At 68.8% G+C, this 25,640-nt stretch carries 26 protein-coding genes; 13 read left to right on the forward strand and 13 right to left on the reverse strand.

The genetic code is table 11. The features are described 5' to 3' along the window. Positions 1–66 precede the first annotated feature (66 nt). A complete protein-coding gene (locus FR943_RS26855; protein WP_003882799.1) occupies positions 67–159 on the reverse strand; it encodes a 50S ribosomal protein bL37 in 93 nt (30 codons plus the stop codon). Positions 160–293: 134 nt separating this feature from the next. Here FR943_RS26855 and FR943_RS09395 point away from each other — a divergent pair, with 134 nt between their 5' ends. Further along, entirely contained in the window at positions 294–509 is a 216-nt protein-coding gene (locus FR943_RS09395; RefSeq protein WP_003882798.1) for a biotin/lipoyl-binding carrier protein, read from the forward strand. 34 nt (positions 510–543) lie between these two features. After that, positions 544–2,043 carry a two-component system sensor histidine kinase PdtaS gene (locus FR943_RS09400; protein ID WP_217156230.1) on the forward strand — a complete coding sequence of 500 codons (1,500 nt, stop codon included), beginning with the start codon at positions 544–546 and terminating at the stop codon, positions 2,041–2,043. A 177-nt stretch (positions 2,044–2,220) separates the two neighbouring features. Here FR943_RS09400 and whiB1 read toward each other — a convergent pair whose 3' ends face one another. The 3 genes from whiB1 to FR943_RS09415 form a co-directional block, all read right to left on the reverse strand. Then, on the reverse strand, positions 2,221–2,475 hold the full coding sequence (whiB1, locus tag FR943_RS09405) for a transcriptional regulator WhiB1 (RefSeq protein WP_003882795.1): 255 nt from the start codon (positions 2,473–2,475) through the stop codon (positions 2,221–2,223). Between the two features lie 257 nt (positions 2,476–2,732). Then, entirely contained in the window at positions 2,733–3,692 is a 960-nt protein-coding gene (locus FR943_RS09410; protein ID WP_217156232.1) for a diacylglycerol/lipid kinase family protein, read from the reverse strand. Between the two features lie 35 nt (positions 3,693–3,727). Continuing rightward, positions 3,728–4,111 (reverse strand): YchJ family protein, encoded by a 384-nt coding sequence (locus FR943_RS09415; RefSeq protein ID WP_217156234.1) that lies wholly within the window; start codon positions 4,109–4,111, stop codon positions 3,728–3,730. 130 nt (positions 4,112–4,241) lie between these two features. Here FR943_RS09415 and aroQ point away from each other — a divergent pair, with 130 nt between their 5' ends. Both aroQ and FR943_RS09425 read left to right on the forward strand, forming a co-directional pair. Next, the gene (gene aroQ / locus FR943_RS09420; RefSeq protein WP_217156236.1) at positions 4,242–4,682 is read left to right on the forward strand and encodes a type II 3-dehydroquinate dehydratase; all 441 of its coding nucleotides are present in this window, start codon (positions 4,242–4,244) and stop codon (positions 4,680–4,682) included. Further along, positions 4,679–5,056, forward strand: coding sequence for a hypothetical protein (locus FR943_RS09425; RefSeq protein WP_217156238.1), 378 nt, complete (start codon positions 4,679–4,681; stop codon positions 5,054–5,056). The genes aroQ and FR943_RS09425 overlap by 4 nt, the downstream gene beginning before the upstream one ends. Here the strand turns inward: FR943_RS09425 and FR943_RS09430 are convergent, their stop codons facing one another. Genes FR943_RS09430 through FR943_RS09440 form a run of 3 tightly spaced genes read right to left on the reverse strand, consistent with a single transcriptional unit; the run spans position 5,057 to position 7,241 of the window. Continuing rightward, positions 5,057–5,551 (reverse strand): GNAT family N-acetyltransferase, encoded by a 495-nt coding sequence (locus tag FR943_RS09430; RefSeq protein WP_217156240.1) that lies wholly within the window; start codon positions 5,549–5,551, stop codon positions 5,057–5,059. Beyond that, the gene (locus tag FR943_RS09435; RefSeq protein ID WP_217156242.1) at positions 5,548–6,645 is read right to left on the reverse strand and encodes an isochorismate synthase; all 1,098 of its coding nucleotides are present in this window, start codon (positions 6,643–6,645) and stop codon (positions 5,548–5,550) included. Before FR943_RS09435 ends, FR943_RS09430 begins: the two co-directional genes overlap by 4 nt. Then, a complete protein-coding gene (locus tag FR943_RS09440; RefSeq protein ID WP_217156244.1) occupies positions 6,630–7,241 on the reverse strand; it encodes an acid phosphatase in 612 nt (203 codons plus the stop codon). Before FR943_RS09440 ends, FR943_RS09435 begins: the two co-directional genes overlap by 16 nt. 28 nt (positions 7,242–7,269) lie before the next feature. Here FR943_RS09440 and FR943_RS09445 point away from each other — a divergent pair, with 28 nt between their 5' ends. Continuing rightward, the gene (locus tag FR943_RS09445; RefSeq protein WP_217156245.1) at positions 7,270–8,097 is read left to right on the forward strand and encodes a ParA family protein; all 828 of its coding nucleotides are present in this window, start codon (positions 7,270–7,272) and stop codon (positions 8,095–8,097) included. A gap of 40 nt (positions 8,098–8,137) precedes the next feature. Next, positions 8,138–8,848, forward strand: coding sequence for a PP2C family protein-serine/threonine phosphatase (locus tag FR943_RS09450; protein WP_246584950.1), 711 nt, complete (start codon positions 8,138–8,140; stop codon positions 8,846–8,848). Between the two features lie 19 nt (positions 8,849–8,867). On the opposite strand, the gene FR943_RS09455 is transcribed toward FR943_RS09450, so the two are convergent. Beyond that, on the reverse strand, positions 8,868–10,094 hold the full coding sequence (locus FR943_RS09455) for an Rv3212 family protein (RefSeq protein WP_217156249.1): 1,227 nt from the start codon (positions 10,092–10,094) through the stop codon (positions 8,868–8,870). 35 nt (positions 10,095–10,129) lie between these two features. Next, positions 10,130–11,638 (reverse strand): DEAD/DEAH box helicase, encoded by a 1,509-nt coding sequence (locus tag FR943_RS09460; RefSeq protein WP_217156251.1) that lies wholly within the window; start codon positions 11,636–11,638, stop codon positions 10,130–10,132. A 293-nt stretch (positions 11,639–11,931) separates the two neighbouring features. Between FR943_RS09460 and FR943_RS09465 the strand changes: the two genes are divergently transcribed. Next, entirely contained in the window at positions 11,932–12,630 is a 699-nt protein-coding gene (locus FR943_RS09465) for a ferritin-like fold-containing protein (RefSeq protein WP_217156252.1), read from the forward strand. Positions 12,631–12,660: 30 nt separating this feature from the next. On the opposite strand, the gene FR943_RS09470 is transcribed toward FR943_RS09465, so the two are convergent. Beyond that, positions 12,661–13,407 (reverse strand): hypothetical protein, encoded by a 747-nt coding sequence (locus tag FR943_RS09470; RefSeq protein ID WP_217156254.1) that lies wholly within the window; start codon positions 13,405–13,407, stop codon positions 12,661–12,663. Between the two features lie 217 nt (positions 13,408–13,624). On the opposite strand from FR943_RS09470, the gene FR943_RS09475 reads away from it, so the two are divergent. Beyond that, positions 13,625–13,864 (forward strand): DUF3107 domain-containing protein, encoded by a 240-nt coding sequence (locus tag FR943_RS09475; protein WP_217156256.1) that lies wholly within the window; start codon positions 13,625–13,627, stop codon positions 13,862–13,864. Between the two features lie 2 nt (positions 13,865–13,866). Here FR943_RS09475 and fasR read toward each other — a convergent pair whose 3' ends face one another. Further along, on the reverse strand, positions 13,867–14,523 hold the full coding sequence (gene fasR, locus FR943_RS09480; protein ID WP_217156319.1) for an HTH-type transcriptional activator FasR: 657 nt from the start codon (positions 14,521–14,523) through the stop codon (positions 13,867–13,869). Positions 14,524–14,722: 199 nt separating this feature from the next. Between fasR and FR943_RS09485 the strand changes: the two genes are divergently transcribed. From FR943_RS09485 to FR943_RS09495, 3 genes are all read left to right on the forward strand, one after another. Continuing rightward, positions 14,723–15,760, forward strand: coding sequence for a DUF3152 domain-containing protein (locus tag FR943_RS09485; protein WP_217156257.1), 1,038 nt, complete (start codon positions 14,723–14,725; stop codon positions 15,758–15,760). Positions 15,761–15,945: 185 nt separating this feature from the next. After that, positions 15,946–17,139 (forward strand): adenylyltransferase/sulfurtransferase MoeZ, encoded by a 1,194-nt coding sequence (gene moeZ / locus FR943_RS09490; RefSeq protein WP_217156321.1) that lies wholly within the window; start codon positions 15,946–15,948, stop codon positions 17,137–17,139. Between the two features lie 36 nt (positions 17,140–17,175). Beyond that, complete coding sequence (locus tag FR943_RS09495; RefSeq protein ID WP_217156259.1) at positions 17,176–18,030, forward strand: TIGR02569 family protein; 855 nt, start codon at positions 17,176–17,178, stop codon at positions 18,028–18,030. A 14-nt stretch (positions 18,031–18,044) separates the two neighbouring features. Here the strand turns inward: FR943_RS09495 and FR943_RS09500 are convergent, their stop codons facing one another. Both FR943_RS09500 and FR943_RS09505 read right to left on the reverse strand, forming a co-directional pair. After that, positions 18,045–18,341: an MGMT family protein gene (locus tag FR943_RS09500; protein ID WP_217156261.1), complete on the reverse strand. Its 297-nt coding sequence runs from the start codon at positions 18,339–18,341 to the stop codon at positions 18,045–18,047. A 1-nt stretch (position 18,342) separates the two neighbouring features. Continuing rightward, a complete protein-coding gene (locus FR943_RS09505; RefSeq protein ID WP_217156263.1) occupies positions 18,343–19,116 on the reverse strand; it encodes an alpha/beta fold hydrolase in 774 nt (257 codons plus the stop codon). A gap of 56 nt (positions 19,117–19,172) precedes the next feature. On the opposite strand from FR943_RS09505, the gene FR943_RS09510 reads away from it, so the two are divergent. Both FR943_RS09510 and FR943_RS09515 read left to right on the forward strand, forming a co-directional pair. Further along, positions 19,173–22,325 (forward strand): ATP-dependent helicase, encoded by a 3,153-nt coding sequence (locus tag FR943_RS09510; RefSeq protein ID WP_217156265.1) that lies wholly within the window; start codon positions 19,173–19,175, stop codon positions 22,323–22,325. Beyond that, positions 22,322–25,639 carry an ATP-dependent helicase gene (locus tag FR943_RS09515; protein ID WP_217156267.1) on the forward strand — a complete coding sequence of 1,106 codons (3,318 nt, stop codon included), beginning with the start codon at positions 22,322–22,324 and terminating at the stop codon, positions 25,637–25,639. The genes FR943_RS09510 and FR943_RS09515 overlap by 4 nt, the downstream gene beginning before the upstream one ends. The last annotated feature ends 1 nt before the right edge of the window (position 25,640 follow it).

A 25,640-nucleotide genomic window follows, 5' to 3' on the forward strand; every position in this document is an offset into this window, starting at 1 on the left:
CCGATACCGGAGGCCCTCACCTGTTCACCGGCGCCACGCCGTTCACAACCTCCCCGAGAGTTACAGCTAGCGCACTGACTTCGAACCGGCGTTGGGGCGCTTGCCGTGGTTCGCCTTCGAGTGCTTGCGGTCCCGCTTCTTGCGGCCACGCTTGGCCATGATGATCCTCCAGATGGTGTAGTTCTTGCTCCCTAGTGTCTCATGCCCCGGCGGCGGCGCTGACCACACCGGGTTGTGGTTCGATATAGCCGCAGAAGTAGTCGGGTTAGCAGCCGTAGTGAAGTGGGGTGAAGATGGCCGAGGACGTTCGCGCCGAAATCGTGGCCAGTGTGCTGGAGGTCGTGGTTCACGAGGGCGATCAGATCGGTGCGGGGGACACCCTGGTGCTGCTCGAGTCGATGAAGATGGAGATCCCGGTGCTCGCCGAGGTCGCCGGCACCGTGACCAAGGTCAACGTCGCCGAGGGCGACGTGATCCAGGCCGGGGATCTCATCGCGGTGATCGACTGACCCGGTTCGTGCCCGGCCCCGGTATCGCTGGCTGATGTCGACTCTCGGTGATCTGCTCGCGGAGCACACGATGCTGCCCGGCAGCGCCGTGGATCACCTGCATGCGGTGGTCGGGGAGTGGCAGCTGCTGGCCGACCTGTCGTTCGCCGATTATTTGATGTGGGTGCGCCGCGACGACGGCGTGCTGGTCTGTGTGGCGCAGGTACGGCCCAACACCGCCACCACCGTGTTGCTGGCCGATTCGGTCGGCACCCTGGCGGCAGCGGCTGACCTGCCGGTGGTCACCACGGCGTTCGAGTCGGGTGCGATCGGTCGGGGAAGTGGTGGCACGCAACGACATTCGCCGGATCTTCCCGGTCTGAACGTGGAAGCGGTGCCGGTGCGGCACCGCGATCACGTGGTCGCGGTGCTGACCCATCAGACCGCGCTGGCCGCCCGCCGGATGGCCAGCCCCCTGGAAGGTGCCTACCTGGACTGTGCCAGCGACCTGCTGCACATGCTGTCGGAAGGCACGTTCCCCAACGTGGGTGATCTGGCCATGTCGCGGTCCAGCCCACGGGTGGGCGACGGGTTCATCCGCCTCGACGAGGTCGGCGACGTGGTGTTCGCCAGCCCGAACGCGATCTCGGCCTATCACCGGATGGGCCTGGACTCCGAGCTCGACGGGCACAACCTGGTGGCGGTCACCCGGCCGTTGATCTCCGACCCGTTCGAGGCCCAGGAACTGGCCAACCATGTACGGGACTCGCTGGCCGGCGGGTCCAGTATGCGGATGGAGGTCGACGCCGGCGGGGCAGCGGTGCTGATGCGCACCCTGCCGTTGGTCATCCAGGGCGGCTCGGTCGGTGCCGCGGTCCTGATCCGGGACGTCACCGAGGTGAAACGTCGGGACCGCGCGCTGCTGAGCAAGGACGCCACGATCCGCGAGATCCATCACCGGGTGAAGAACAACCTGCAGACTGTGGCGGCACTGCTGCGACTGCAGGCGCGCCGGACCAACCACCCGGAAGCCCGTGAGGCGCTGAGTGAATCGGTGCGGCGGGTGTCCTCGATCGCGCTCGTGCACGATGCGCTGTCGATGTCGGTGGACGAGGAGGTCAACCTCGATGAGGTGATCGACCGGATCTTGCCGATCATGAACGATGTCGCCTCGGTGGACACTCCGATCCGGATCAACCGAACAGGTGCGCTCGGTGTGCTCGACGCCGACCGGGCGACGGCGTTGGTCATGGTGATCACCGAGTTGGTGCAGAACGCGATCGAGCACGCCTTCGACGCCAATACGGCGCAGGGCTGCGTGACCATCCGGGCCGAGCGTTCGGCCCGCTGGCTCGACGTCGTGGTCCACGACGACGGGCGTGGCCTGCCCGACGGATTCAGCCTGGAGAAGTCCGACCGGCTCGGCCTGCAGATCGTGCGCACCCTGGTGACCGCCGAACTGGACGGGTCGCTGGGTATGCACGACGTCGAGTCGGGTGGAACCGACGTGGTGCTACGGGTGCCGATCGGTCGGCGCAGCCGCGGAGTCCAGTGACCCGGACGCGTCTTCACAGCGAGTTCGCAGTGGAACGGCAGTACCACTAATGAATTGCACAACGGTGCCGAAGCGAAATGTGACGACCATTACGCAATTTGCCATCGATAAATGCCGCAAAAATAAGCTAGGCCCCGACTTTCGTCAGGGCCATAGCTTGAGTCGGGTCTGGTGTGATCAGACTCCGGTACGAGCCTTGGTGCGGGCGTTGCGACGCTTGAGTGCGCGACGCTCGTCCTCGCTCATGCCGCCCCACACGCCGGCGTCCTGGCCGGAGTCCAAGGCCCAGGTGAGGCACTCGGTGGTGACGGGGCAACGGTTACACACCAGCTTCGCGTCGGCGATCTGAGCAAGCGCCGGGCCGCTGTTTCCCACGGGGAAGAACAGCTCCGGATCTTCGTCGCGACAGACGGCCTTGTGGCGCCAATCCATAAGATCAAACTCCTCGTTAGACATCACATGTGTGCGCGGCGAAGCGCACCAGATTTTCTTCGGCTGTTAACGCGTGCACACGAAAGTTTCTGCACTGTTGCATTGATGCTTTCACAGGCTGAACAGATGTCAATAGCATTGAGTTAACACGTGGGCAATGTCACTGGCGGGGCCGGTGACCGAGCAGCCCACTCCGGTGTACTACACTCACACCCATCTGCGCCCTAATTCCACCATTTTAGGTGTCTTTGCGCAGGTCAATCAGCTTTCTTCAGTGGCGCCACCACGTTGAGCGCCTCCGGCACCGACGTGAACGTCATGGTTTCGCGCGCGCCGATGTAATCTCCGTCAATCTGGCAGGCGACCGGCGTGGCGCTCGTCACGGTGACCGATGACACGTCGTCGCGACGGATCAGATGCTTGGCCTTCAGGCGCGGATTGCGCGACACCATCTGACGCACCAGCCGCAGATTCGCCACGACGTTCATGCTCGTCGTGGCGAACACACCCAACCCGGTGTCGAACGTGGTGTCGGGATTCGTCCACACGGGGCGACTGTTGGCATACGTCCACGGACTCGAGTTCGACACGAACGCGAAGTGCACGCCGCTGACCGGGTCGGCGCCCGGCAGCTGCAGGGTCAGGGTCGGCTCCTTGCGGGCACTGGCCAGGAATTCGCGCACGGCCACCCGGATGTAGCGCGCCGCGGTGACCTTGCGGCCCTTCGCGCGCTGCGCCTCGACGGCGGCCACCACGTCACCGTCCACGCCCATCCCGGCGGTGAACACACCCCAGCGTTCACCGCAGTCCATCAGGCCGATGCGGCGCCACGAGCGTCCCATCCGGTAGCCGCCCAGCAGGTCGACGAGTTGGTTGGTGGCCTCGATCGGGTCGGGGCTGATACCCAGCGCCCGGGCGAAGACGTTGGCCGATCCGCCGGGCACGACGGCCACCGCGGGTGCCTGCGCGGCGGGGCGGGTACCGCAGTCCCCGAGCACCCCGTTGACCACCTCGTTGACCGTGCCGTCCCCGCCGTGCACGATCAGCACGTCCACGCCGTCACGCGCCGCGTCGCGGGCGATCTCGATGGCATGGCCGCGGTGGTTGGTGTGCTCGACGCTCAGCGTCACCCGGCTCTCCAGCGCGTGGGCCAACAGGTCACGCCCCGCCGGGGTGGTCGAGGTGGCGTTCGGGTTGACGATCAGCACGGCACGCACGGGGCATCAGCCTAACCGGCTGCGGGATGTGGCCGTCACTCGGAAATCTGTCCGTCGAGGTATCGCCACTGACCCTTCACCCGCACGAAACGGCTGCGTTCATGCAGGATGTGACGCGTGCCGCCGTGCACATACTGGGCCCGGAATTCGACCACGCCGTCCGTGTCGTCCTCGCCACCGGCCTCCGTGTCCACGATCTGCAGCCGGCGCCAGGTGAGAGTGTCGTCCAGTGTCAGCTCGGCGGGACGGGTGTCGGGATGCCAGGAGGCCCGCAGGTAGTCGGCGTCGCCCAGGGCGAAGGCGCAGAAGCGTGAACGCATCAAGGCGACAGCGGTGGGCGCCGGCGCACCGTCGTGCAGCGGGCCGCAGCACTGCCGGTAGGCCAGGCCGGACCCGCACGGGCAGGGGTGGTCGGTCACGTGGCCAAGTATCCCGGTCTGTCCCGCACGCCGTGCTGCACGCCGAGATCGACGTCAGGGTTGTGAATCTCGCCGAATCGCAACCCTGACGTCGATCTCGACGGCGCGAGAGCCCGGTACCGTACAGGACGTGACCGCACGCCGATTACTGCTCGTCAACGGGCCGAACCTCAACCTGCTCGGCACCCGCCAGCCCGAGATCTACGGCACCACCACGCTGGCGCAGATCGAGCAGCAGGTGACCGAGACCGCCGCCGGGTTCGGTCTCGAGGTGCGCGCAGTGCAGAGCAACCACGAGGGCGAGCTCATCGACGCCATCCAGGCCGCCCGCGCGGACTGCGGCGGCATCATCATCAACCCGGCGGCCTACAGCCACACCTCCGTGGCGCTCCGCGACGCGCTGAGCGCCGTCGACCTGCCGGTGGTCGAGGTGCACCTGAGCAACATCCACACCCGCGAACCGTTCCGGCACCACTCGTACGTGTCGGCTGTCGCCCGGGTGGTGATCGCCGGCGCCGGACCGGCCGGCTACGAGTACGCGGTGCGCTACCTGGCGGAGCAGTTGTCGTGATTCAACCGCCTGCCGCGCGCTACGCGGGTTTTGCGACCGCCGCCGAAGGTGTGGCCGCGGTGATCATGGCGGTGGTGCTGGTGGTGCGCGCGGTGGCCGGCGCCGATCAGCACATCGTCAGCGGGTACGGCACCGCGGTCTGGTTCCTGCTCATCGGCGGCGGGGTGCTGGCCGGTGGCTGGGCCCTGATCACGGCACGGCGCTGGGGCCGGGGCATCGCGGTGCTGACCAACCTGCTGCTGCTGCCGGTGGCCTGGTACGTCATCACCTCTCACCACGTGGTGTACGGCGTGCTGATCGGGCTGCTCGCCCTGGTGACCCTGGGGCTGTTGTTCAGTCCGTCGACGGTGGACTGGATCACCGGACGCGAATAGCTAGCCGGTTTCGCCGGCCAGCGCGTCGAGCTCGGCGCCGGACACCCGGTAGGTGGTCCATTCGGTCTGCGGCTTGCCGCCGACCGCGTCGTAGAGTGCGATGGCGTTGACGTTCCAGTTCAACACCGCCCAGGTCAATCGGCTGTAGCCGTGCTCGACACACTCGGCGGCCAAGGTGGACAACAACTTTCGGGCCAGGCCGCGGCGCCGGAACGCCGGACGCACGTAGAGGTCCTCCAGGTAGATCCCGGCCACACCGTCCCAGGTGGAGAAGTTCAGGAACCACACCGCGGTGGCCGCCACCTGCCCGTCCACCTCCACCAGATGTGCGTAGGCCACTGGACGGTCACCGAAAAGTGCTGTGTGCATGTGTTTTTCGGTGACAGCGCATTCGTGGGAGGCCTTCTCGAACTCGGCCAGCTCGCGGATCATCGCGGTGATCTCGACTTCTTCGCCGGGCCGGGCCCGTCGGATCAGCTCGCAAGCGTCGCTCATGTCGCCCCCAGTCCGGTCAGGATGGTCTTGAATTTGGTGGTGGTCTCGTCGACTTCGTCGTCGGGATCGGATTCGGCGACGATACCGCCACCGGCACTGGCCAGGGCGGTGTATCGGTCGGCCGACAGCACCGCGCAGCGGATCGACACCACCCAGCGTCCGTCGCCGCTGCTGTCGCACCAGCCCACCGCGCCGGCGTAGAACCCGCGATCACCCTCCAACTCGCCGATCAGCGCGGCCGCCCGGCCGGCGGGGACACCGCCGACCGCCGGGGTGGGGTGCAGCGCCACAGCGAGATCGATTGCGGTGGTGTGCTTTTCACGAAGCCGCCCGACGACGGGGGTGCTCAGGTGCCAGAGCGCGTCGGTGCCGTGCAACTGTGGTTCCTCGGCGACCCGCAGATCCAGGCACAGCGGGTCCAGCGCCTCGCGCAACATGTCCACCACCAACTGATGTTCGCGGCGGTTCTTGGCCGAGGCGGCCAGTGCCGCGGCGTTGGCCGCATCGACGGTGGGATCGGCCGAGCGTGGGGCCGAGCCGGCGAACGGTTGGCAGATCACCGCCTCACCTTCCCGGGCGACCAGCAGCTCGGGGCTCGCGCCGACCAGGGCGGTGCCGGTGTGCATCCCACCGGCCGGGGACAAATCGGCCAGGTACACCGTGGCGGCCGGATCGGCGTCCGCCAGCCGGCGCAGCACGCTGCGGACCTCCCACGGACTGTCCGCGGTCAGCCGCAGCGCGCGGGCCAGAACCACCTTGTCGATCGGATCCTGCGGATCGCGTAGCCGCCGGATCGCCTCGGCCACCCGTTCGCGATGTACCGCCCTCGGGGGCAGGGTTTGCCGGTCCAGCACGGCCGGAGCCGGTCCCGGCGCCCAGTCCGGCAGCGTATCGGTGAACTCCACGGTCTCGGGCTCGTACAGCGCGGCCGCAGCATCCAGGTCAAACGGCAACGCGCCCACCACGATTGGTGTTCCAGAACGCAGCGCCGCGGTGGCCGCGGCGATCTCGGCGAAACCGGCGCGCACGCCGTGACCCAAAACGGCGCCGGTCGGCCCGGCCAACACGAACGACGGATTCACTGCGGCAGGCACGGGTTGGGGTGCCCGGTCAGGCCCAGGGCGGCGATCTGGCGCACGCCGTGCTCGAATCCGCACACCGCCACCGACGCCGCCACCATCGACACCCGGATGCCCTCGCTCACCGGCAGCTCGGCCCACCGCGTCACCACCGCTCGGGAGAAATGCCCGTGCCCGACGAACACCACGTCGCGGGTGTCCAGCTGTGCCAGCGCGAGCGCCACCGCCTGATCCGCCCGCGCGCCCACCTGGGCGACGCTCTCGCCGCCGGGACAGCCGTGTGTCCATACCAGCCAATCGGGCACGCGCTGCCGGATCTCGGCGGTGGTCAGGCCCTCGTAGTCGCCGTAATCCCACTCGGCCAACACCGGGTTGACCTCGTCGACATGCAGCCCGGCCAACTCGGCGGTGACCAGCGCGCGTTGCCGCGGGCTACTGACCACGAGTGGATCGCTCAGTTGCAGTTCGGCGAGGACCCGCCGGGCCAGGGTGGCCTGTTCACGTCCGGTCGCGGTGAGGGCCAACTCGGTGCGGCCGGTATGCCTGCCGTTGGCCGACCACTCGGTTTCGCCGTGCCGAAGCAGGATCAGCCGGTGCACTCGGTCACTCACATCGGCGATTCTGCCCCACGTCCGGGCAATGCAGACGGGAGCGTGCTTGGATGAAGGTGTGACGCGAGTATTAGCGGTCGCCAATCAAAAGGGTGGGGTAGCAAAGACGACGACGGTGGCGTCGCTGGGCGCGGCGATGGCCGAGCAGGGGCGACGGGTGCTGCTGGTCGATCTGGATCCGCAAGGCTGTCTGACGTTTTCGCTGGGCCACGACCCGGACAAACTGCCGGTGTCGGTACACGAAGTGCTGCTCGGCGACGTCGAACCGGGCGCCGCCCTGGTCGAGACGGCCGAGGGGATGACGCTGTTGCCAGCCAACATCGACCTGGCCGGTTCGGAGGCCATGCTGTTGATGCGGGCCGGGCGGGAGTACGCGCTCAAGCGCGCCCTGGCCAAGATCGACGGCGACTTCGATGTGGTGATCATCGACTGCCCGCCCTCGTTGGGGGTGCTCACGCTCAACGGTTTGACCGCCGCGCAGGAGGTGATCGTGCCGCTGCAGTGCGAGACCCTGGCGCACCGCGGTGTGGGCCAGTTCCTGCGCACGATCTCCGACGTGCAGCAGATCACCAATCCCGAGCTGGCGCTGCTCGGTGCGCTGCCGACGCTCTACGATTCGCGCACCACCCACAGCCGTGACGTGCTGCTGGATGTCGCCGACCGGTACGAACTGCCCGTGTTGGCTCCGCCGATCCCGCGCACCGTGCGCTTCGCCGAGGCCAGCGCGTCGGGGTCCTCGGTGTTGGCCGGCCGTAAGAGCAAGGGTGGGTCGGCCTACCGCGAGCTGGCCCAGGCGCTGCTCAAACATTGGAAATCCGGCAAGAAGCTTCCGACCTTCACCCCCGAGGTGGGGTAGCCGCGTCGACGCGGTCACAGCGGAGCATCGCAGGGGGGAGATGACCTTGGCTTCGGTGTCAGGGGCGGCGACGGCCACCGATCAGGGCCCGGTGCGGGAGAGCAATCAGGATGCGGCGCTTGTCGAGGGCATCCTGTTCGCGGTGTCCGACGGTTTCGGTCCGGGCGGTGAACACGCCAGCCGGATCGCGCTGGAGGTGCTGGCCGCCGGGTTCGCGGCCGCGCCGGACCGAAGCGGGCTGATCGGTGCGGTGCGTGAAGCCAACGACCAGGTTTTCGCACACGTCAGCGCGTCGGGCACCAGTTCCGGCGCGACGTTGACGGCGGTAGCGATGTTCGGTGACGCCGAGGGCGGCCCGATGGTCATCAACATCGGGGATTCGCCGCTGAACCGGATTCGCGACGGCGTCATGCGTCAGCTCACCGATGATCACAGCGTGTCCGGCGAGTTGGTCCGGACCGGTGAGATCACCCGTGAGGAGGCCCGCTACCACCCGCACCGGCACCTGCTGACCCGGGCATTGGGGATCGGCCCCTACATCCGGCCCGACCTGTTCGATCTCGATTGCCGTCCCGGCGACCGGTTGCTGATCAGCAGCGACGGATTGTTCGCCGGCGCCGAGGACGCCGAGATCGCCGCGGCCGCCGCCGCCGATGCCGAGCCCCAGACCGCGGCCCAGCGGCTGGTTCAGGTCGCCAACGACGCCGGGGGCAGCGACAACACCACGGTGATCGTGATCGATATCGGCTGAGCCGGGGGCGGGCCGGGCCTCATCCGGAGCCCAGCGCCACCAGTTGTGTGCCGCGCTGTTCCAGCACGGTGTCTCCGGCCACCGCCGGTACCACCGGGGACACGCTCGGTGCGCGGGGCAGGGCGATGTGGCGTTGCCCGGCGCCGGTGCGCTGATCGAACACGTCGTAGCCGTCGCTCACCGGCACCAGCAGTTGTCCGGCCATCACGGTGGCGGGTCCGACGGGAGCGTGCGGGCCCGAGGGGCTGACGGTGTATTTGTACTCCAGTCCGTTGGCCCCGGTGGTGCTGAACACCAGCACGGAATCGCCGGTCCACCAGGTGATCAGGTCCCCGGCGCGGCTGGTGGTCGACTGCGGTGCCGGTGGCGCCGCCAGCGGCAGGCTGGCCAGGGTTTTCCCGGTTTCGTCGATGACGTTGAGCACCGGTCTCGGGGTCGGCAGATATACCGCCGTGGTGGTGCCCGACACCGCGATCACCTGGGCGCCGGACTCGTCGGTGATGTCCTGCAGTTCGACGTAGCGCACCTCCGGGGTGTCCTCGTCGTCGGCCGGGCGCAGCAGTGTCAGCCGGACGAACTTGCTCTTCGGGCAGGCCTCCAGAACTGAGACCGCCGAGGAACTCGCCGCCGCCGACAGCTGGCGGCACACCGGTGAGGCAGGCACGTCGGGCTTGATGCGGGCGTCCAGCGCCCCGTAGGACAGCATCCGGACCATGTCCGAGCGCCACAGTTCGAGGCGACTGTCCCCGGCCGAGAGCACCGTCGTGCCGTCGGAGGACAACCGGACCTCGGGGTCGGCGTAGGCGGTGCGGGCCGGTCCACGCCGGCCGGTCTTGCCGTCGACGGTGCTGACCTGCCCGCAGCCGCGGATGTCGGGGTAGACCGCGACGGCGTACTGGTACACCGAGGTCACCCCGCACAGCTCGAGGTCGCGGGCATAACTCCACAGCACCGCGCCGCTGACCGGGTCGCGGCCGCTGACGGTGGAGCCCTCACCCGTCACCACCGATCCGCCGGCCAGCACCGGGGCGGTGGTTTTCGGGCTGTCGGCGGCCCACAGTTGCTGCAGTGCCGCGGGCACTTCGCGTGCCGGGGTCAGGTAGGGGACCGGCGCCGCGGCCGGACGGCTGATCGTGGCGCGGGCGTCACTCGTCCACCAGATCAGGCCGGCGGCCAGGGCGACAATCGCGACAATCGCCACGGCGGCGGCGATATCGCCGCGGGTGCGGCGCTCGGGTTTGACCATGGACTGGTGCCGTCTGGTCTTGCCTCGTAGGGCCGTCAGCCGGCCGTGGCGGTCTCGGTCTTGCGGGGACGACGGCGCCGCCGCCGGCGGGTGCTCGGGGTGGCCTCGCCGTCCTGTTCGGTTGGCGCCGCGACGGCGTCGTCGGCGCCGGGGGCCTGGCTGCCCTCGGGGTGACCGGTGGCCGGCTTGCCGCCGCGGGTCCGGCGACGGTTACGGGACTTGGCCTTGGCCGGGCGGTCCGCCGAATCGGCCGAGGAGATGCGCTTCTCGTCACTGCTGCGTTTGGCGGCGGCGGCCTTGCGCGGCGTGCCGATGGTGCCGGTGGCATCGGCGGGGATGCCCAACTCTTCGTAGATGTGCGGTGAGCTGGAATAGGTTTCGGCCGGGTCGGGGCAGCCAAGGCTCAGGGCCTTGTCGATCATTTCCCAGCGGGCCAGTTCGTCCCAGTCCACCAGGGTGATCGCCACGCCGGTCTTTCCGGCGCGGCCGGTGCGCCCGATGCGGTGCACGTAGGCCTGCTCGTCTTCGGGGCACTGGTAATTGATGACGTGCGTGACGTCGTCGATGTCGATACCGCGCGCCGCGACGTCGGTGGCCACCAGCACGTCGACGGCCCCGGAGCGGAACGATTTCAGGGCCTTCTCGCGGGCGCCCTGCCCGAGGTCGCCGTGCACGGCGTCGACCTTGAACCCGCGCTCGGCGAGTTCGTCGGACACCTTCTGCGCGGTGCGCTTGGTACGGGTGAAGATCATCGTGGCACCGCGGCCCTCGGCCTGCAGGATCCGGCTCACCAGCTCCGACTTGTCCAGGGCGTGCGCCCGGTAGGCGAACTGCTCGGTGGTGTCGTGGGTGGCCGCCGAGTGCGGGGCCTCGGCCCGGATGTGGGTGGGCTGGTTCATGAACGTGCGGGCCAGCGTGATGATCGGGTCCGGCATGGTGGCCGAGAACAGCATCGACTGCCGGTCGTCGGGGGTCAGTCGCAGGATGCGTTCGATGTCGGGCAGGAAGCCCAGGTCCAGCATCTCGTCGGCCTCGTCGAGCACCAGCACGGACAGGCCGCCCAGCTGCAGGTGACCCTGCTGGGCCAGGTCGAGCAGCCGGCCCGGGGTGCCGACGACGACGTCGACGCCCTTGCGCAGCGCCTCGATCTGGGGCTCGTACGGACGGCCGCCGTAGATCGAGGTCACCGCGAACTTGCGGTCGGCGGCCCCCTCGACGTGCACCTTCAGATGTTTGGCGGCGCCGGCCAGGTCGTCGTAGACCTGCAGGCACAGCTCGCGGGTGGGCACCACGATCAGCGCGCGGGGGGTGCCGTTGAGCGGGCGGCTCTCATCGGTGGAGATCCGGTGCAGTAGCGGGACACCGAAGGCGTAGGTCTTGCCCATGCCGGTGCGGGCCTGGCCGATGAGGTCGTCGCCGGCCAATGCCAGCGGCAGCGTCAGCTCTTGGATGGCAAACGGGTGCTCGATGTTGCTTTCGCGGAGGGCCTGCACAATTTCGTCGCGCACGCCAAGTTCGGCAAATGTTTTATTTACGTGGGTCATGGTTGGTGGAGGTAGCCTTTCACTGTCAAACCTCATGGGCATCCAGCGCACACGGAGTTTGACGGTGAGGCGGTCGGGTTCGCCCGGATACGGTCGTATCCGTCGGCGCTGCCGATCCGCTGGGCCCAGCTCCACAGGGCGGGCCAACTGCGTGCACGCACATTTCCTGGTAGCGGCTCAGGTCTGAAAAAGTCGGCTCGAAGCCGTTACCACTGCCCATTGTAGCTGGTCGCGCGATCTGGGCCGATTTGCCAGCCGATCACAGGGTCGCGATGGCGTCTAGAGTTGGCCTCATGAATTCGCCTCAGTCTGCTGCGCAAGAGATCGTCGAGCCGGTCGATTCGGGCGTGACGGCGGATCATCCCGGGGTCAACGAGTTGTTCGCGGTGCTGGCCTACGGCGAGGTGGCCGCGTTCTACCGGCTCACCGACGAGGCGCGGATGGCGCCGAATCTGCGCGGCCGGATCAACATGGCCAGCATGGCCGCCGCCGAGATGGGGCACTACGAGCTGCTGCGAGATGCATTGGAGCGCAGGGGAGTTGACGTTGTCGCGGCGATGACGAAGTACGCGTCAGCCCTGGAGAGCTACCATCGGATGACCACACCCAGCACGTGGCTGGAGGCGTTGGTCAAGACCTATATCGGTGACGCGCTGGCCGCCGATTTCTATCTGGAGATCGCCGACGCGCTACCCGAGCAGGTGTCCACGGTGGTCCGCGCGGTGCTGGCCGAAACCGGGCATTCGCAGTTCGTGGTCGCCGAGGTGCGCGCGGCGGTGACCGCCAGCGATCGGCAGCGACACCGGTTGGCGCTGTGGGCGCGTCGCCTGCTCGGTGAGGCCGTCACCCAGGCGCAGTACGTGCTGGCCGATCATGACGAGCTCGTCGATCTGGTGATGTCCAGCGGCGAGGGCCTGACCCAGCTGGCCGAGTTCTTCGGACGGCTGCAGGACACCCATCAGTCCCGTATGCAGGAACTGGGCCTGGCGTAGTTGCCGCCAGGCCCAGCCGTCACTGCCTCGTCACTGTGTGCAGGTGGTGATCATGGTGTTGTTGGTCTGCTGCACGAGCACCGCACCCGAGGCGTCGGTGATCGAGCAGTTGAGCTGACCGGCGACACTGGTCGCGGTCACCGACTTGAGCTGAACCCCCGGGTTGAGCACCACGGTCTTGGTCCAGGGCAGTGCGACGTTGATGTCGGTTTGCAGGGCACCCTGCTCGTCGGTGTAGACGATCGTCACGAGGTCGATGAGCTGCCGGTTGCCGGTCACCTGGTAGGTGATGGCGGTCGGGCTTGCGATGGCCGCCGGCGGCGGTGCGGCCGCCGGTGCCTCCGGGGCCGGCGCAACGGTGGCGCTGGGCGTCGGGGTCACGGTGGTCACGGTCTCCGGTGAGAGCGGCGCGGTCGGCGCTGCCCGCGGCGGGACCCGAGTCGAGGTGGCGTCCTGCGCCGGCTGCGTGGTCTGGGTCGGGTCCGCCGAGGGCGACGTGAGCGTCGCCGATACCGAACCGCTGTCGCCGCCGCCCAGGATCACCACGGTGCAGATCACCGCGACCAGCAGGATCGCGCCGGCCACGGCGGCCACCCAGATCCAGCGCCGGTCGATGGGGTCTTCGTAGAACGTGACCTCGTCGTCGTAATCGGCGTCGTAGTCGGCGTCGTAATCGGTGTAGTCGGACCGGTAGCCGGAGTACCCGCCCGGCTCATACGAGCGGTCTCCGAAGCGTTCGGTCGGCGTGGTGTCGTACGGCGAAAAATGCCTGGTCATGCGGCCGTCCCAGTCGTCTCGTCCAATATCGATCCTGATGCTAGCGAGGCAAAAGTGACAGATGAGGTTGAGTGCGGCGTGTGTCGGTCACGGTCCGGACTCGGTTCGGTCTCTGCGGTTTTGCCGTTCGCGCCCCAGCCGCGGCGGCCGGGGCCGGCCGTCCACTAGCCTGCTCAAGGAAGTCGACAACGACGTGAGAAAGAAAGAAGGGTCCAGCGTGGAGGTCAAAATCGGTGTCACGGACAGCCCGCGCGAGCTGACCTTCAACAGCGCGCAGACACCGTCAGAGGTGGAGCAGCAGGTCACCGACGCACTCGCCAAGGATTCGGGCGTGCTGGCGTTGACCGATGAGAAGGGTCGGCGGTTCCTGGTGCAGAACAGCCGGATCGCCTACGTCGAGATCGGTGCCGCCGACGTGCGGCGCGTCGGGTTCGGCGTGGGGGCGGAAACCGCCTGAGGTCAGGACCGCGTGAGTGGCACGTGTGACAGTCCGCCCCAGGCGAACTGCACCGTGCCGTCCACGGCCGTATTCCGGTCGATGGGCCGGTCGTTGGTCAGCCAGTAACGCGCCGAGTCGACGCTGATGGCCACCAACCCGACCGCGATCATCCGGGCGCGGTGCGCCTCCAGTCCGGAGTCACGGCTGATCAGATCGAACACCGCGTCGGTGCAGGCCTCGGTGGCGACTTTCACCTGCGCGGCCACCTGCGGCTCGCTGACATAGTCATTCTCGAAGATCAGCCGGTAGCCCTGGCTGTCGTGCTCGATGAAGTCGAAGAACGCCTCGACCGCCGCGCGCAGCCGCTGGCGGTTGTCGGTCGTGGTGCGCAGCGCCTGGCGCACACCGGACACCAGATTGTCGACGTGGCGCTGCAGCACCGCCAGGTACAGCTCGAGCTTCGATGAAAAGTGTTGATACAGAACAGGCTTGCTGACGCCGGCGCGTTCGGCGATCTCGTCCATACCCGCCGCGTGGTAACCGCGCTCGACGAATACCTCGCTGGCGGCCGCCAACAGCTGACCGCGCCGCTCGTCACGAGGCAGGCGATTGCCGCGTCGACCACTGGTCGCCGGCTTGTCACCTCTCCTCTCGGCGGTGTTCGCGAGATCGCTCATCAGGCCCTCAATCTGTATTGCTCTGGCGCACTTGGACATGATCATCCGAGCCGCTGATCGCACCGACACTACTACCGTCGCGCGTCCGATCCGTCGCGCGGTCGTCGCGAAACGGCGTGGGTTTCGAAATGACACCAGCGTGGTCACGGCATAGCTGCGCTCCGAAGCCGCCCCCAGGAGTCTGTGCCATTCTGGTCCGGTGACCTACGACCCGGGACGTCGCGGGGGTGGCCGTGTCCCGGCGCTGCGCAACGAGTGGCGGGAGCCGCTGCGCGCACAGCGAGATCCGATTGCCGCGGACTCGGGGCGCGCCAGATCCAATCGCGACGATCATCAGCACTGGCGGAAACAGACCTGGATCGGCCGGTTCATCTCCACCTATGGCTGGCGCGCATACGCCCTGCCGGTCCTGATGGTGCTGACCGTGGTGGTGATCTACCAGACCATCACCGGCACCAGCGCCCCGCACTCCGCGGAGGAACAGGAGGGCCCGGTGCAGGGTCCGCCCACCATCGACGCGTCCGGCACCTCGATCATCGGCGCGCCGCCCAAGGGGCTGACCCAGTTCGACGCGAACCTGCCCACCGGCATCCTGCCCGCGGGCGGGCCGTTCACCCAGGCCGGCGCCCGGACCTGGCGCATCGTGCCGGGCACGACCCCGAAGATCGGTGAGGGCACCACCAAATCGGTCACCTACACCGTCGAGGTCGAGGACGGAGTGGACACCACGTCCTTCGGCGGCGACGAGGGCTTCGCCCGGATGGTCAGCGAGACCCTGGCCAATCCGAAGAGCTGGACCCACAACGGGCTGTTCGCCTTCACCCGGGTCGACGAGAGCAGCGGCATCGAACCCGATTTCCGGGTGTCACTGACCTCCCCGATGACGGTGCGGGAGGGCTGTGGCTACGACATCGAGCTGGAATCGTCGTGCTACAACCCGTCGTTCGACGGCAACCAACACCGGGTCTTCATCAACGAGGCCCGCTGGGTGCGCGGCGCGGTGCCGTTTCAGGGCGACATCGGCTCCTACCGGCAGTACCTGGTCAACCATGAGGTTGGTCACGCCATCGGCTATCAGCGGCACGAGGCCTGCGAGGCCAACGGCAAGTTGGCGCCGGTGATGATGCAGCAGACGTTCTCCACCTCGAACGACGACGCCGCCAAGTTCGATCCCGGAACCGTCCAGGCAGATGGTCTGACCTGCCGATTCAATCCCTGGCCGTATCCGATCGCCTAGCCGCCGCGTCCCGGGCGCCGGGGCAGCGCACGGCCGTGACGCCGCGAGTCCTAGCGGATGCGTCGGTCCGGTGATCGCGGTGGGCGGGGCGCGGGAAGCATCGGCACCGGATTACCGTTGTGGTACGAGCAGCTGGGACGATGATCTGACCAGAAAAACTGAGGAGACATACGGTGTCCGCGAATTTGGACGTGTCGTTACCGCCGTTGGTTGAGCCGGCCGCCGAGCTGACCCGCGAAGAGGTGACGCGCTACAGCCGACACCTGATTATTCCGGACGTCGGCGTGATCGGGCAGAAGCGGCTGAAGAACGCCAAGGTGCTGGTGATCGGGGCCGGTGGCCTGGGTTCGCCGACCTTGCTGTACCTGGCCGCGGCCGGGGTGGGCACCATCGGCATCGTCGAGTTCGACGTCGTCGACGAGTCCAATCTGCAGCGCCAGATCATCCACGGCCAGTCCGACATCGGCCGGTCCAAGGCGCAGAGCGCCAAGGAGTCGGTGCTGGAGATCAACCCGCTGGTGACGGTGAACCTGCACGAGTTCCGGTTGGAGCCCGACAATGCGGTGGAGCTGTTCAGCCAGTACGACCTGATCCTGGACGGCACTGACAACTTCGCCACCCGCTACCTGGTCAACGATGCCGCGGTGCTGGCGGGCAAGCCCTACGTGTGGGGCTCGATCTACCGGTTCGAGGGCCAGGTGTCGGTGTTCTGGGAGGACGCCCCCGACGGTCCCGACGGAAACAAGCAGGGCCTGAACTACCGCGATCTCTACCCCGAACCGCCGCCACCGGGGATGGTGCCCTCCTGCGCCGAAGGCGGCGTGCTCGGCATCCTGTGCGCCTCGATCGCGTCGATCATGGGTACCGAGGCGATCAAGCTCATCACCGGCATCGGCGAACCACTGCTCGGCCGGCTGATGGTCTACGACGCGCTCGACATGACCTACCGCACCATCCGGATCCGCAAGGATCCGGCCACCCCGAAGATCACCGAGCTGATCGACTACGAGGCGTTCTGCGGCGTGGTCTCCGAGGCCGCTGCCGAGGCCGCGGCCGGATCGACCATCACCCCGGCCGAACTCAAGGAGCTCCTCGACTCCGGGAAACCGTTGGCACTGGTCGATGTCCGTGAACCGGTGGAGTGGGACATCAACCACATCACCGGCGCCGAGCTGATCCCGAAGTCGACGTTCGAATCCGGTGAGGCTCTGGCGAAACTGCCGACCGACCGCACCCCGGTGTTCTACTGCAAGACCGGTATCCGGTCGGCCGAGGTGCTCGCCATCGTCAAGAACGCCGGTTTCTCCGACGCGGTGCACCTGCAGGGCGGAATTGTGGCCTGGGCCAAACAACTCGAACCCGACATGGTGATGTACTGACGGCTGGTTTGCCGGTCAACGGCTTAGGCTGAGGCTGTGAGTGTGGAACGGCCGCCGGAACATGTGCTGGCGGCGTTCGGCCTGTCCGGGGTGCGCCCGGTACCGCTCGGCACGAGCTGGGAGGGTGGCTGGCGCTGCGGCGAAGTGGTGATGTCGATGGTGCCCGAGCACGCCCGAGCGGCGTGGTCGGCCAAGGTGCGGGAATCGCTGTTCGTGGACGGGGTGCGGCTGGCTCGCCCGGTACGTTCCACCGATGGCCGCTACGTGGTGGCTGGGTGGCGGGCCGACACCTTCGTCGCCGGTACCCCCGAACCCCGCCATGACGAAGTGGTGTCGGCGGCAGTGCGATTGCACGAGGCCACCACGAAACTGGAGCGTCCCCGCTTCCTGACCCAGCCGCCGGTGGCGCCGTGGGCCGACGTCGACGTGTTCATCGCCGCCGACCGGGCGGCCTGGGAGGATCGCCCGCTGCATTCGTTGCCCGCCGGTGCCCGGGTGTCGCCCGGATCGTCGGACGGTCAGCGCTCGGTGGAGCTGATCAACCAGCTGGCCAGCTTGCGCAAACCGACCAAGAGTGCGAGCCAGCTCGTCCACGGCGATCTCTACGGCACAGTGCTTTTCGCCGGAACCGCCGCCCCGGGCATCACCGACATCACCCCGTACTGGCGTCCGGCGTCGTGGGCGGCGGGTGTGGTGGTGGTCGACGCGCTGTCCTGGGGCGATGCCGACGACGGATTGATCGAGCGGTGGCAATCGCTACCGGAATGGCCGCAGATGCTGTTGCGGGCCTTGATATTCCGCCTGGCCGTGCACGCGCTGCACCCCCGGTCCACGGCGGCGGCGTTCCCGGGTCTGGCCCGCACGGCCTCGTTGGTCCGGCTGAACCTGTAACGCGCCTGCACGCCTCAGAACTGGTGGCGGTACTCGGCCAGGCGTACCCGCCCGTCAGTGGCCAGCACCCCCTCGGCGCGCAACCGTTCCAGCTGCCGGGTCGCCAGATGCGGGGCCGGGCGACCCGATGCGGTGATCACCCGGTGCCAGGGCAGGTCCGAGGAGTCGGTGCGCATGATCCAGCCGACGATGCGCGGGCTGGAAAGCTCTGCGGCATCAGCGATGTCACCGTATGTACAGACCCGGCCCGGCGGGATCGCAGCGACGAGCGCCCGGACGGATTCGACCTGCTCCTCGGTGACGGCCGGCATGTCAGCGCAGTAACTCGCGGATCAGTTGCGCGGTCTCGGCGGGTTTGGCCTGGGCCACCATGTGGTCGCAATCCCAGTCCAACAGCGTGAAATCCGACCCGAGGTGCCCGCTCAGCGCGGCGATCAGACCGTCCCGCGCGTAGGGCGGATCGGTGCGGGTGGCGCGCACCAGAACGGTCGGAGTACCGTTGGGCGGCAGGACAACCGGGCGAGCCAGCTCACTCCAGTACGACAACATGGCCGGAATGCTGATCCGCCACCCGTAACGGCCGCCGGGCAGCTGGACCAGATGCTCGTCGAGATCGCGGTCCAACTCTTCCGGCGTCACCTCGCCCCAGGAACCATTGGCCTTCTCGGCGCGGGCCTCGGCGCGGTCGGGGTAATCGGGCGAGGCCAACATGGCATCGGCGATCTCGCGCATCCACTCACCGTCGAGGCCCACCGCGGGATCCAGCAACACCAGCCCGCTGACCAGATCCGGATGTACAGCAGCGAGATTGAGGGCCACCGCACCCCCGAACGAATGCCCGACCACCAGCGTCGGACGGTCCAGCAGCGCCGCCAGCGACTCGACGTTGGCATCCAATGTCCACGGCGCGGCCCACGAGGAGCGGCCGTGCCCGAGCAGATCAGGGGCGAGCACCGCGACACCGGTTAGGTGCTGTTCGGCCAGGGTCTTCCAGCGCTGGCCATGCCCGGTCAACCCGTGGATGAGCAACAGGCGGGCCGGCTGGTCGGGGCCATAGCGATACACGTTCAACTTCTCGGGCGACATCCCGTCGATGGTGCCAGAGCAGCTACTTGTCGGTACCTTCTGGTGTCATTCCCTCCATGACCACACACCACGTCGAACCGGCACCGGCCGGCACCGAGCTGCTGGTCCCAGGGCGCGGCGGTGTGGTGCGGGTACTGGGCGGTCCCGGCACGGGGAAGAGCTCGCTGCTGGTCGACACCGCGGCCGAACACATCGCGGCGGGCACCGATCCCGAGTCGGTGCTGTTGCTGACCGGTTCGGCCCGGCTGCGCACGGAGGCCCGGGCCGCCATCACCGCGCGGCTGCTCGCGGCGGGCACCCACGGCGTGGTGCGCGAACCATTGGTGCGCACCGTGCACTCCTACGCGTTCGCGCTGCTGCGGCTGGCAGCTCAGCGCAACGGCGATCCGCCGCCGCGGTTGATCACCACGGCCGAACAGGACGGCATCATCCGCGAGCTGTTGGCCGGCGATCTGGAGGACGGGGTGAACTCGCCGGTCGGCTGGCCCGAGCAGCTGTGGCCCGCGCTGAGCACGGCCGGCTTTGCCACCGAGTTGCGCGATCTGATGGCCCGCTGCACCGAGCGCGGTGTGGATCCGCGTGCCCTGCAGCGCCTGGGGCGGTCGGCGGGCCGCCCGGAATGGTTGGCGGCGGGCCGGTTCGCGCAGGCCTACGAGCAGATCATGCTGTTGCGTTCAGCGGTTGGAATGGCTGCGCCGCAGGCCACCATCCCGGCACTCGGAGCGGCTGAACTCGTCGGCGCGGCCCTGGAGGCACTCGGCACTGACGCCGATCTGCTGGCCGCCGAACGGGCCCGGATCAGCGTGCTGCTCGTCGACGATGCGCAGCACCTCGACCCGCAGGCCGCGCTGTTGGTCAAAGTCCTGTCCGCCGGTGCCGGCCTGACGGTCATCGCCGGCGACCCCGACCAGGCGGTGTTCTCCTACCGCGGCGCCGATCCGGTGTTGTTGCGCGACCACGACGCCGACTCGCCGGCGATCACCCTGACCCGGTCACACCGGTGCTCGCCCGAGATCGCCTCCGCCATCTCGGTTGTCGCTCGCCGGTTGCCCGGGGTCAACGCCGGCCGCGGGCTGGCGGGTAATCCGGAGCGGGGGGAGGGCCAGGTCACCCTGCGGCTGGCGGCCACACCGCACGCCGAGAACACCTTCATTGCCGATGCGCTGCGCCGCGCGCATCTGGTCGACGGGGTGCCCTGGTCGGAGATGGCGGTGGTGGTGCGCTCGATTCCGCGGGTCGGGGCCGCCCTGGCGCGGGCCTTGAGCACCGCCGGCGTGCCGGTCCAGGCGCCGGGCATCGACCTCGGCCTGTCCGAGCAGCCCGCTGTCGCTGCGCTGCTGACGGTGTTGGAGGCGACCGCATGCGGGCAGCTGGACGGGGACAGTGCCGTCGACCTGCTCACCGGACCGATCGGCCGGGTCGACCCGGTGACCTTGCGGCAGATGCGCCGGGCGCTGCGTCGCGCCGACGGGTCGACGCCGCCGCGGGATTTCACCGACCTGCTCGTCGCGGCGATCGATGCCGAGCCCGCCGGATTGGCCGCCGAGCAGGCGAAGCCGCTGCGCCGGTTGCGGTCGGTACTGGCCGCCGCCCGCCGCAGCCAGCGGGACGGCGCCGACCCGCGCTACACGCTCTGGCAGGTCTGGAACGCCTGCCGGCTGCAGCCGCGGTGGCTGGCCGCCAGTGAGCGCGGTGGCACCATCGGAGCGCAGGCCGATCGTGACCTGGACGCGGTGACGGCACTGTTCGACGTGGCCGACCAGTACGTGAGCCGCACCGCAGGTGCCTCGCTGCGCGGGCTGGTGGACCACGTCCGGACCCTGGGCGCATCGATCTCACCCTCGGATTCGACCCGGCCGACCGACGCGGTGGCGGTGCTCAGCGCACACGCCGCCCTGGGCCGGGAATGGGATTTCGTGGTGATCGCCGGCGTCCAGGAAGGGTTGTGGCCCAACACGATCCCGCGCGGCGGGATCCTTGGTACCCAACACCTGGTCGACGTGCTCGACGGGGTGGCCGTCGCCGATGACCGTGCGGTGTCGACCCGGGCGCCGCTGTTGGCCGAAGAGCGGCGTTTACTGCTGGCCGCCATGGGCCGGGCCCGGACCCGGCTGCTGGTGACGGCTGTCGACAGCGACGGCGGCGACGAATCGCTGTTGCCGTCACCGTTCTGTGCCGAACTGGCAGAAGTGGCAGGCGAATCCGCCCCGATGCCGCCGCTGGCCGCGCCGCGGGTGCTGGTGCCCTCGGCCGTGGTCGGCCGACTGCGGGCCGTGGTGTGCGCGCCGGAGGGCGCCGTCGCTGACGAGGCCCGGTCCTGTGCGGCAGGCCAATTGGCCAGGCTGGCGGCTGCGGGTGTGCCGGGGGCCGATCCGTCGCAATGGCACGCCCGGACCACGCTGACCACCGAGCAGCCGCTGTGGTCGGAGGCCGACGGCGTCGTATCCGAGGTGGTCCTGTCACCGTCGACGCTGCAGATGTTGACCGACTGTCCACTGCGCTGGCTGCTGGAGCGGCACGGCGGCGGCGACGGACGCGATGTCCGCTCGACGGTCGGGTCGCTGGTGCACGCCCTGGTGTCCGATTCCGGCAAGACCGAGAGCCAACTGCTCAACGACCTGGAAAAGGTCTGGGAGGGCCTGCCTTTCGAAGCGAAGTGGTATTCGGACAACGAGTTGGCGCGGCACCGGGCGATGTTGGAGACGTTCACCCGGTGGCGGGCGGACTCCCGGGCGCAGCTGACCGAGGTCGCCACCGAGATCGATGTCGACGGCGTGATCGCCGAATCCGGACCGGGCACGCCGAGGGTCCGGGTGCGGGGCCGGTTGGACCGCCTCGAGCGCGACCGGGCGGATCGGCTCGTCGTGGTCGATCTCAAGACCGGCAAGAGCCCGGTCACCAAGGCCGACGCCCAGCAGCACGCTCAGCTGGCCACCTACCAGCTGGCGGTGGCCGCCGGGTTGATCCCCGACGGCGATCAGCCCGGTGGCGGCCGCTTGGTATATCTGGGCAAGGCGGGGGCGGCCGGCGCCACCGAACGCGAACAGGATCCGATGTCGCCCGAGACCCGGGCGAATTGGCAGGACGCCGTCGGTGCCGCCGCGGCGGCCACGGCCGGGCCGCACTTCGTGGCGCGGGTCAACGACGGCTGTGCGAATTGCCCGGTGCGCTCGTCGTGCCCGGCCCAGGCGATCCGAGACCGGTCATGACGGACACCGCGCCGGCCACGGTGCGTTACAGCCCGGCGGAGTTGTCCGCGGCGTTGGGATTGTTCCCGCCGACCGACGAGCAGGCCGCCGTCATCGCCGCACCGCCCGGGCCGCTGGTGGTGATCGCCGGCGCCGGCGCCGGCAAGACCGAGACCATGGCGGCCCGGGTGGTCTGGTTGGTGGCCAACGGTTTTGCCACGCCGGCGCAGGTGCTGGGGCTGACCTTCACCCGCAAGGCGGCCGGTCAGTTGTTGCGGCGGGTGCGGACCCGCCTGGCCCGGCTGGCCGGCGCGGGCCTGACACCGGTACCGGCGGGCGAGGCGTCGGCCGAGTCCGCGACGGTGAGCACGTATCACGCCTTCGCCGGCACCCTGCTGCGCGAGCACGGGCTGCTGCTCCCGGTCGAACCGGACACCCGGCTGCTCAGTGAAACAGAGCGGTGGCAACTGGCGTTCGACGTGGTGTGTGCACATCCCGGCGAATTGGCCATCGAGAAGACGCCGGCCGCGGTCACCGCGATGGTGTTGCGGTTGTCGGGGGCGCTCGCCGAACATCTGGTGGACACCGACCAGCTGCATGACACCCACGGCGAGTTGGAGCGGTTGGTGCACACGCTTCCGGCCGGCCCGTATCAACGCGACCGTGGGCCCAGCCAATGGCTGCTGAACATGCTGGCCACCCAGACCGAACGCACCGAGCTGGTGCCATTGATCGACGCACTGCATCAGCGCATGCGTGCCGACAAGGTGATGGACTTCGGGATGCAGATGTCGGCGGCAGCACGACTGGCCGCGAATTTTCCGCAGGTCGGCGCGCAACTGCGCGAGCGTTTTCGGGTGGTGCTGCTCGACGAATACCAGGACACCGGGCACGCCCAACGGGTGGCACTGTCGTCGTTGTTCGGTGGCGGTGTCGACGATCGCCTGGCGTTGACCGCAGTCGGTGATCCCATCCAGTCGATCTATGGGTGGCGCGGTGCGTCGGCGACGAACCTGCCGCGATTCACCACCGATTTCCCGCTCGCCGACGGCACCCCGGCCCCGACCTTGGAATTGCGGACGAGTTGGCGCAACCCGCCCAGCGCCCTGCATCTGGCCAACGCGGTATCGGCCGAGGCCCGGCAACGTTCGGTGGCAGTGCACGAGCTGCGGCCCCGGCCCGATGCCGAGCCGGGCACCATCCAGTGCGCACTGCTCGATGATGTCGAAACCGAACGTGACTGGGTGGCAGACCAACTGGCGCAGCGCTACCACGCTGCGGTGGCACAGGGCGGCCCGCCACCCACCGCCGCGGTCCTGGTTCGGCGCAACGCCGACGCCGCGCCGATGGCCGAGGCGCTCGGGGCGCGAGGGGTCCCCGCCGAGGTGGTGGGTGTGGCCGGGCTGCTGGCCGTGCCCGAGGTCGCCGACCTGGTCGCGATGCTGCGGCTGGTGGCCGAACCCACCGCGGGGTCGGCGGTGATGCGGGTGCTGACCGGCCCGCGCTGGCGGTTCGGTGCCGCCGACATCGCCGCGCTGTGGCGCCGGGCAAGGGAGCTCGACGACCGTCCGGCGGGAGAACCGAACGCCGCGGAGATCGTGGCGCAGGCCGCTCCGGATGCTGATGCGGCCTGCCTGGCCGACGCGATCTGCGATCCCGGTCCCGCCGAACGCTATTCACCGGCCGGCCAGCAGCGGATCGAGGCGCTGGCCCGGGAGCTGACCATGTTGCGGGCGCACCTGAGCCATCCGCTGCCGGAACTGGTCGCCGAGGTGCGGCGGGTGGCGGGATTGGACGCCGAGGCCCGGGCCGCCCGCCCGGTGACCGCGGGATGGTCGGGAACCGAGAACCTCGACACGTTCAGCGACGTGGTGGCCGATTTCGCGGCACGCGGCGGCGGCTCGGTGCTGGCACTGCTGGCGTACCTGGATGTGGCGACCGAGGAGGAGAACGGCCTCGCCCCGGCCGAGCTGACGGTGTCGCACGACCGGGTGCAGATCCTGACCGTGCACGCGGCCAAGGGTTTGGAATGGCAGGTGGTGGCGGTTCCGCATCTGAGCGGTCGGGTGTTCCCGTCGACGGCATCGGCGCGCACCTGGCTCACCGATTCGTCAGACCTGCCCCCGCTGTTGCGCGGCGACCGGGCCGTCGAATCGGAGCTCGGGGTACCGATATTGGACACCTCCGACATCAACGACCGGAAAATCCTGTCGGACAAGATCTCCGAGCACAAACGCAGCCTCGAACAACGACGCATCGACGAGGAACGGCGGTTGCTGTACGTCGCGATCACCCGCTCCGAGGACACCTTGCTGATCTCCGGACATCACTGGGGCGCCACCGAGAGCAAGCCGCGAGGCCCGTCGGAGTTCCTCACCGAGATCAAGGCCATCATCGACGACGCTGCCGCGCAGGGGAATCCGTGTGGCGTGGTCGAGCATTGGGCACCCGCGCCGACAGACGGTGAGGTTAATCCGTTGCGAGACAAGGTCGTCGAAGCGATGTGGCCCGCGGCTCCGGCCAGGGCCTCCGATGTCGACCGTGGCGCGGCGCTGGTGGCGCAGGCGCTGGCGGGGGAGCACCAAGATGACCCCGGCACCGACCACGAGGGTTGGTCGGCCGATGTCGACGCCCTGCTGGCCGAGCGGGCGCGGGAACCGCAGGCCGCACCGATGCAGCTTCCCGGCCAGCTGTCGGTCAGCACCCTGGTGGAGTTGAGCCGGGATCGCCAGGCCGCGTTGCAGCGGCTGCGGCGCAGGCTGCCGCAGCGTCCGGACCCGCATGCCCTGCTGGGTACCGCATTCCACGAATGGGTACAGCGGTACTTCCACTCCGAGCGGTTGTTCGATCTCGACGATCTGCCCGGCGCGGTGGACAGCGACACCGGGCGTGCCGGTGCGGCCGAGCTGTCCGAGTTGCAGGACGCGTTCATCATGTCGCCGTGGGCCGCGCGTACCCCGATCGAGGTCGAGGTGCCGTTCGACATGGCGATCGGATCGAGTCGGACCACCGTCGTGCGCGGTCGCATCGACGCGGTGTTCGCCCACGACGACGGCACCACCACGGTGGTGGACTGGAAAACCGGCGAGCCCCCGGCCACCCCGGAAGCCATGGCGCAGGCCGCGGTTCAGCTGGCGGTGTACCGGCTGGCGTGGGCCGCGCTGCGGGGCTGCCCACCGGAATCGGTGCGGGCCGCGTTCCACTACGTGCGGTCGGGGCAGACCGTCAGCCCCGACACGCTGCCCGGGGAGGACGAGTTGGTGGCGTTGTTGAGCGATCCGGTGACCGCTTCACCGGAGCCGGAGCCGGAGCCAGAGCGGGAGCCGGAATCCTAGG

Source organism: [Mycobacterium] fortunisiensis, assembly GCF_019050325.1.
GTDB classification, from domain to species: domain Bacteria; phylum Actinomycetota; class Actinomycetes; order Mycobacteriales; family Mycobacteriaceae; genus Mycobacterium; species Mycobacterium fortunisiensis.

Coding starts and splice junctions, on each gene's coding strand:
- FR943_RS09510 (WP_217156265.1), top strand. CDS start 19,173: ATGACCACACACCACGTCGAACCGGCACCGGCCGGCACCGAGCTGCTG.
- FR943_RS09445 (WP_217156245.1), top strand. CDS start 7,270: ATGCAGACGGGAGCGTGCTTGGATGAAGGTGTGACGCGAGTATTAGCG.
- FR943_RS09500 (WP_217156261.1), bottom strand. CDS start 18,341: ATGCCGGCCGTCACCGAGGAGCAGGTCGAATCCGTCCGGGCGCTCGTC.
- FR943_RS09460 (WP_217156251.1), bottom strand. CDS start 11,638: ATGACCCACGTAAATAAAACATTTGCCGAACTTGGCGTGCGCGACGAA.
- FR943_RS09465 (WP_217156252.1), top strand. CDS start 11,932: ATGAATTCGCCTCAGTCTGCTGCGCAAGAGATCGTCGAGCCGGTCGAT.
- whiB1 (WP_003882795.1), bottom strand. CDS start 2,475: ATGGATTGGCGCCACAAGGCCGTCTGTCGCGACGAAGATCCGGAGCTG.
- FR943_RS26855 (WP_003882799.1), bottom strand. CDS start 159: ATGGCCAAGCGTGGCCGCAAGAAGCGGGACCGCAAGCACTCGAAGGCG.
- fasR (WP_217156319.1), bottom strand. CDS start 14,523: ATGAGCGATCTCGCGAACACCGCCGAGAGGAGAGGTGACAAGCCGGCG.
- FR943_RS09515 (WP_217156267.1), top strand. CDS start 22,322: ATGACGGACACCGCGCCGGCCACGGTGCGTTACAGCCCGGCGGAGTTG.
- FR943_RS09395 (WP_003882798.1), top strand. CDS start 294: ATGGCCGAGGACGTTCGCGCCGAAATCGTGGCCAGTGTGCTGGAGGTC.
- FR943_RS09455 (WP_217156249.1), bottom strand. CDS start 10,094: ATGGTCAAACCCGAGCGCCGCACCCGCGGCGATATCGCCGCCGCCGTG.
- FR943_RS09400 (WP_217156230.1), top strand. CDS start 544: ATGTCGACTCTCGGTGATCTGCTCGCGGAGCACACGATGCTGCCCGGC.
- FR943_RS09470 (WP_217156254.1), bottom strand. CDS start 13,407: ATGACCAGGCATTTTTCGCCGTACGACACCACGCCGACCGAACGCTTC.
- FR943_RS09430 (WP_217156240.1), bottom strand. CDS start 5,551: ATGAGCGACGCTTGCGAGCTGATCCGACGGGCCCGGCCCGGCGAAGAA.
- FR943_RS09505 (WP_217156263.1), bottom strand. CDS start 19,116: ATGTCGCCCGAGAAGTTGAACGTGTATCGCTATGGCCCCGACCAGCCG.
- FR943_RS09450 (WP_246584950.1), top strand. CDS start 8,138: ATGACCTTGGCTTCGGTGTCAGGGGCGGCGACGGCCACCGATCAGGGC.